Origin of the sequence: Sphingobacterium sp. UBA2610, from assembly GCF_002339225.1 — a bacterium.
Classification (GTDB): Bacteria; Bacteroidota; Bacteroidia; order Sphingobacteriales; family Sphingobacteriaceae; genus Sphingobacterium; species Sphingobacterium multivorum.
This window is the reverse complement of the sequence record NZ_DDKA01000034.1, coordinates 96,751-102,919: the sequence shown is the minus strand read 5'-3', so window position 1 is coordinate 102,919 and position 6,169 is coordinate 96,751. Positions and strand designations below refer to the sequence as shown.

6 protein-coding genes are annotated in these 6,169 nt (G+C 38.5%); 2 read left to right on the top strand and 4 right to left on the bottom strand.

Annotated features, from left to right (window positions below):
* Positions 1-41: 41 nt before the first annotated feature.
* From B4Z47_RS23470 to B4Z47_RS23455, 4 genes are all read right to left on the bottom strand, one after another.
* Positions 42-1,046 carry a LacI family DNA-binding transcriptional regulator gene (locus tag B4Z47_RS23470; protein ID WP_070560710.1) on the bottom strand — a complete coding sequence of 335 codons (1,005 nt, stop codon included), beginning with the start codon at positions 1,044-1,046 and terminating at the stop codon, positions 42-44.
* A gap of 127 nt (positions 1,047-1,173) precedes the next feature.
* Positions 1,174-1,704, bottom strand: coding sequence for a hypothetical protein (locus B4Z47_RS23465; RefSeq protein WP_070560652.1), 531 nt, complete (start codon positions 1,702-1,704; stop codon positions 1,174-1,176).
* 77 nt (positions 1,705-1,781) lie between these two features.
* On the bottom strand, positions 1,782-2,261 hold the full coding sequence (locus B4Z47_RS23460; RefSeq protein WP_070560653.1) for a hypothetical protein: 480 nt from the start codon (positions 2,259-2,261) through the stop codon (positions 1,782-1,784).
* A 29-nt stretch (positions 2,262-2,290) separates the two neighbouring features.
* Entirely contained in the window at positions 2,291-2,941 is a 651-nt protein-coding gene (locus B4Z47_RS23455) for an ABC transporter ATP-binding protein (protein ID WP_172462322.1), read from the bottom strand.
* Positions 2,942-3,113: 172 nt separating this feature from the next.
* Between B4Z47_RS23455 and sucC the strand changes: the two genes are divergently transcribed.
* Both sucC and asnS read left to right on the top strand, forming a co-directional pair.
* Entirely contained in the window at positions 3,114-4,307 is a 1,194-nt protein-coding gene (gene sucC / locus B4Z47_RS23450) for an ADP-forming succinate--CoA ligase subunit beta (protein WP_046674091.1), read from the top strand.
* Positions 4,308-4,630: 323 nt separating this feature from the next.
* Complete coding sequence (asnS, locus tag B4Z47_RS23445) at positions 4,631-6,076, top strand: asparagine--tRNA ligase (RefSeq protein WP_112373791.1); 1,446 nt, start codon at positions 4,631-4,633, stop codon at positions 6,074-6,076.
* The last annotated feature ends 93 nt before the right edge of the window (positions 6,077-6,169 follow it).

The window sequence follows — 6,169 nt, the reverse complement described above, 5'->3', positions numbered from 1 at the left end:
TTTTCCCCTTTTTAGTTTTATTGCCGAATGGATAATAGCGATTACATAACCAATCGTGACTTAAAGACGATCTGTTGATCGACAATTTCGGTATTGTCAATGCGTTCAAATAAGATTTCAGCGGCTTTACGCGCTTGCATGCCTGGAAATTGCTCTATGCGCCCCATTGGCGGATTTTCCATATATTGCCATAACGGATAGTTGGCATAACTAATAAAGAAAATATCTTGATTTAAGACAAGACCCTTTTGTCTGGCTGCTTTCATCAAATCAAGTGTAACAAAGTCATTAAAAGATATAATGGCTGAAGGCCGCTCAGACATCGCGAATATATGATCCATCGCTTTCTCGTTTCCTTCCGTACTCAAATCCGTTTCGATGATATTCTTCTCCAGAATATCCATCCCATTCCTTTTCATTGCCGATAGGTAAGCTACTTTTCTGTCTTCACTAGCGGGCAGTGTTTTCGGCCCATTTACAAGCGCGATAACTTTGTGTCCACGGGCTACGAAGGCGTCCACAGCTTCGTTCATACCCGTAGAAAGATCACTTTGTACTTTATTGATATTGGGTAAACTAGGCACACAGTCAAAGAAAACAATCGGGATACCGGACGATTCCAATTTCTCAATAAATTCCAAATTGGTCGTCTTTTTACCTATAGACATTAAAATCCCGTCAACACGATGGTTTTTAAATGTTTTTAAAATTTGCTCTTCCCGATCAGGATCATCCAAGGATTGCCCCATCAGAACTGTATATCGGTGTTCTGATGCAACATTTTCAATTTCACTAATGGCGAAAGAAAAAAACGGTTCAGACAAACTCGGTAAGATTACAGCAATCGTAAAAGTTTTACGCTGCTTGAAGAATATAGCCGTCTGATTGGGTTCATAATTCAATTCTTCGGCCATTTTTTTAACCCGCATTGTTGTTACCAGTCCAATACTTGGGTGATCATTCAATGCTCTAGAAACTGTCGAAGGACTGATTTTGAGCTTCTTGGCAATTTCTTTAATCGTGGCAGGCTTGTTCACTTTATTCATAAATCCAAGGGCTTTATATAAAAATAGGGCTTTTATATCCCTAATCATAATTTTTTCTCAACAATATCGACAACGACTTTAATGGCAATTATTGTTGGTAGATTCAACAAAGATACTGACTGTAAACTTAGTCTACAAATTGAATTGCAGCCGTTTCAACGGTAAACTCCTTGGCGAGGAACTCCAATGGATCAATTTCCCTAAAAACAAGTTCATCTTTAAAATAAACCTTTATATCATCCCCATATTCACCCCAATCCACAAATTTAACTTTATTGAGTTGTTCTAGCGGATTTCCTTTCGTCAAAATACATACATGTTTATCTGCCGCTTTTAATTGCTTAAACAGCGTATTAATATGATCAAACAAATGTAACCGTAGCGGCAAAATTGCATTGACATGAAGCCGCTCAAAATTCTCTTTATATTTTGGATCAAATCCAAAAGTTTGCTGCGCATGTTCGAACAATAAATACTCACCTTGATGCTCAAGGTGATTTTTCATAAATTGAACCAAATCTGCTTGCGCAGGAACAGTCTCTGTAAATTCTATAAAACTAGCAAAAAGATAATATACTTGAAGTAAGTAATCCTTTTTAGGAAAAACAACATCATCCAATTCAAAAACATATACCTTTTTATCTTCTGGAAACATCATGATAAGTAAAAGCTTAAAATTAAGGGTTGTGTCGACATCGTTAAAACCTTAATGACACTGGCCACAACAATAAGATTCTATTTGGACACACAGATTAGCGCTAAGTCCTCGCCTGAATCCGAAGTGACAAACAATCCATCCAATGGCCTGTCAAATCTCGTCGAATCCAATAAATTGTTCCCCTTCGAAAGGAGTTTATAAGGCAATTCAGCAGGTGGATTTTCCATAACAGGAATAGTTTCAAGCTGCTGTTTATCGGGGACAAGAACGGAGATCTGATATTCCTCAAATAAAACCTTGGCAGTGGACAATGGCTCCAGCTCAAAACCACCCAGAGGCAAAACATAATCAACCTCTTGGTCTAAACTTAATTTGAGTATCTCATGCGCAAAAGTAGGAAGAAGACCTTTTGGAATTTTAGCATATTTCCCTGAGGCTAAAAGCAATTCGGGAATATCTTCTGAACTTGCATATAATATTTCGAAATCAGTCCCAAGTCTTTTAGCGATACGCATCGCCAAAGGTCTGGTCCCGAAAGTTATGAGTATTTTCTTCATTAAAAATATAATTATAATCCCGATTACTGTTACACGACTAACCCATCGCGCATATGAATCGTTCGATCCGAAATTCGGGCAAGCTCCTCATTATGAGTAACGATAATAAATGTCTGTTGAAATTTATGTCTAAGATCAAAAAACAATTGATGTAAAGCTGCCGCGTTCTCTGAGTCAAGATTACCCGAAGGTTCATCGGCCAAAATAATGGAAGGATCATTGATCAAAGCGCGGGCCACAGAAACGCGTTGTTGTTCGCCGCCAGACATTTCAGCGGGCTTGTGGTCAATACGATGAGAAACCCCCAATAATTCCAGCAATTCTCTTGCTTTAGCTTCCGCCTCGGATCTCCCTTTTCCCTGAATAAAAGCTGGAATACATACGTTTTCCAAGGCCGTAAATTCAGGCAGCAAATGGTGAAATTGAAAAACAAAACCGATATGTTCATTACGGAAAGCACTGAGCTTTTTAGCATTCAATTTTTGAACATCAACACCATTGATGAAAACTGTTCCCTGATCAGGCTTATCCAAGGTACCAATAATATGCAACAGTGTACTTTTTCCAGCTCCTGAGGCACCAACAATACTGACGATTTCCCCTTTTTCAACAGCGATATCAACACCTTTCAAAATTGGTAATGATCCATAAGCTTTGTGAATTCCTTTGGCATGTAACATCATAGGACAAAGATAAATAAATTTACGATACCACGAGTTTGAATAAATAAGCTGTTATTTCTCTATTCCAGCCATTTTATTTTGTCTAAATGTCAAAAAATAGATAAAAGAGCAACTTATCCCTTGTCTTATCCCCCAAAAAATTATATTTTTACGCCAAATATTTTTGCAAATGAACATTCACGAATATCAAGGAAAGCAAATACTAAAGAGCTTTGGTGTGCGCGTACAGGAAGGTATCGTAGCAGATACTCCAGAGCAAGCTGTGGAAGCGGCCAAAAAAATGAAAGAAGACTACAATTCTGATTGGGTTGTTGTTAAAGCTCAAATTCACGCTGGTGGCCGTGGTAAAGGTGGTGGTGTCAAGTTGGCTAAGAACTTAGATGAAGTCAAACAAAGAGCAACTGACATCATTGGCATGCAATTAGTAACGCCTCAAACTGGACCTGAAGGTAAAAAAGTAAACAAAGTTTTGGTAGCTCAAGACGTTTATTATCCAGGCGAGAGCGAAACAAAAGAATTCTACATGTCTGTATTATTAGACCGTGCTAAAGGACGTAACATCGTTATGTACTCTACAGAAGGTGGTATGGATATCGAAGAAGTTGCAGAAAAAACACCACACTTGATTTTCAAAGAAGAAATCGATCCAAAAGTAGGCTTACAAGGATTCCAAGCACGTAAAATTGCTTTCAATCTTGGTCTTTCTGGTGCTGCACACAAAGAAATGGTAAAATTTGTTGCTGCTCTTTACAAAGCATACGATTCTACAGACTCTTCTATGTTTGAGATCAATCCGGTATTAAAAACTTCAGACGACAAGATCTTAGCAGTTGATGCGAAGGTAAATCTTGATGAGAACGCTTTGTACCGTCACCCAGATTACGCTGCTATGCGTGACGTAACTGAAGAAGATCCGACGGAAGTTGAAGCTGGTGAATCAAACCTTAACTACGTTAAATTAGATGGTAACGTAGGTTGTATGGTAAATGGTGCTGGTTTAGCAATGGCTACAATGGACATCATCAAATTAGCTGGTGGTGAACCTGCAAATTTCTTGGACGTAGGTGGTACTGCTAACGCTGAAACTGTAAAGGCTGGTTTCAATATCATCTTAAAGGACCCTAACGTAAAAGCGATCTTAATTAATATCTTCGGTGGTATTGTTCGTTGTGACCGTGTTGCTCAAGGTGTAATTGATGCTTACAGCGAAATCGGTAACATCCCTGTTCCAATCATCGTTCGCCTTCAAGGTACGAATGCTGAAGAGGCTAAAAAATTAATTGATGAGTCCGGTTTACAAGTTTATTCCGCAATCTTATTGAAAGAAGCTGCTGAATTGGTAACAAAAGTATTAAAAGGTTAGTTCCTTTAATCATCATAACAAAAAGCGCGGATTAGTTATAATCCGCGCTTTTTTGTTTCTATCGGCTATTTCTGTACGCCACAACGAAAAAAAAGCACTTCCTACCGATCCGATATTTCATAGCAAAGTGAGCTATGTGTCGTTTCCCCTGCTTTGCGTTTTCACCCATCTTTATTTCAGAAAATATTTTTCCTTTGCACATTAACGAACCATCTTCAAGTGAATTAAATCAACATTTATAACCAATAAACCAACAGAATAGCTTATTTTTGTATTGCTTTTCTAACAAAGCATCTTTTACAAGTCAATCTCCAAAAATTAAGATGGAACACACAAGAATAAAGGAACTATTGAATGCCACAGAATTTGGCAAAGAGGTCGTTGTTAAAGGTTGGGTAAGAACTTTCCGTAACAATCAGTTTATAGCAATCAATGACGGTTCGTCAATCAATAATATTCAAGCAGTAGTCGATTTTGAAAATACACCTGAAGATATCTTAAAACGGATCACCACTGGAGCAGCAGTTCGCGTAAAAGGTCAATTGGTAGAATCACTGGGTAAAGGGCAAAAAGTTGAGGTTAAAGCGACAGAAGTTAGTATTATTGGCGACTCTGATCCCGAAAAATATCCATTACAGCCCAAAAAGCATAGCTTAGAATTTTTACGTGAAATTGCGCATTTGCGTTTCCGTACCGGAACATTCAATGCGGTTTTCAAAGTGCGTAATGCTTTAGCATTTGCAGTACACAAGTTTTTTCAGGAAAATGACTTTGTCTACATGCATACACCAATCATCACAGGTTCGGATGCGGAAGGTGCTGGAGAAATGTTCCAGGTTACAACCTTGGATTTAAAAAACCCGCCACGTAAAGAAAATGGAGATATCGATTTCAAAGAAGACTTCTTTGGGAAATCGACGAACCTTACTGTATCAGGCCAATTAGAAGGGGAGCTTGGCGCTATGGCCTTTGGAAACATCTATACGTTCGGCCCTACATTTAGAGCGGAAAACTCAAATACAACACGTCACTTAGCCGAATTTTGGATGATCGAACCAGAAATGGCTTTCTATGAATTGGAAGACAATATGGATCTGGCCGAAGCTTTGCTGAAATATGTCATCAAATACGCTTTGGAAACTTGTCCAGAAGAAATTGAGTTCTTAACAAATCGCTTAATGGAAGAAGAGAAATCAAAACCAGCTGCGGAACGGTCAGAATTAAACCTGGTAGAGAAATTGAACTTTGTTTTAACAAACGATTTTGAACGCGTAACCTATACAGATGCCGTTGAAATATTAAAGCGTAGCAAACCAAACCAGAAGAAACAATTCAAATATTTAATTGATGACTGGGGAGCTGATTTACAATCGGAACACGAACGTTATTTGGTGGAAAAACACTTCAAAAAACCTGTTATCTTAACAGACTATCCACGCGAAATCAAGTCCTTTTATATGAAGCAAAATGAGCCGGATGCACAAGGAAGAAACACAGTCCGTGCCATGGACATTCTTTTTCCAGGTATTGGTGAAATGGTCGGTGGTTCGCAACGTGAAGAAAATCTTGATCGCTTACTCGATCGCATGGCTGAAGTTGGTATTCCTGCAGAAGAAATGGAGTGGTTCTTGGATACACGACGCTTTGGTTCAGTCCCACATTCAGGATTTGGTGTAGGCTTTGAGCGCTTGGTATTATTCACAACCGGAATGACAAATATCCGCGATGTAATACCATTTCCGCGCACACCGAAAAACGCAGAATTTTAATCTAAAGAACAACAGCCAAAACAAAATATTTTGGCTGTTGTTCTTTTATATATAGTGTATCTGAATGCAGATAATAACCATTGCCCTATTGAC

What these genes read in the sequence shown, in the direction of transcription:
- B4Z47_RS23470 (WP_070560710.1), bottom strand. Translation starts at nt 1,046, where the DNA reads ATGAATAAAGTGAACAAGCCTGCCACGATTAAAGAAATTGCCAAGAAG.
- B4Z47_RS23465 (WP_070560652.1), bottom strand. Translation starts at nt 1,704, where the DNA reads ATGATGTTTCCAGAAGATAAAAAGGTATATGTTTTTGAATTGGATGAT.
- B4Z47_RS23460 (WP_070560653.1), bottom strand. Translation starts at nt 2,261, where the DNA reads ATGAAGAAAATACTCATAACTTTCGGGACCAGACCTTTGGCGATGCGT.
- B4Z47_RS23455 (WP_172462322.1), bottom strand. Translation starts at nt 2,941, where the DNA reads ATGTTACATGCCAAAGGAATTCACAAAGCTTATGGATCATTACCAATT.
- sucC (WP_046674091.1), top strand. Translation starts at nt 3,114, where the DNA reads ATGAACATTCACGAATATCAAGGAAAGCAAATACTAAAGAGCTTTGGT.
- asnS (WP_112373791.1), top strand. Translation starts at nt 4,631, where the DNA reads ATGGAACACACAAGAATAAAGGAACTATTGAATGCCACAGAATTTGGC.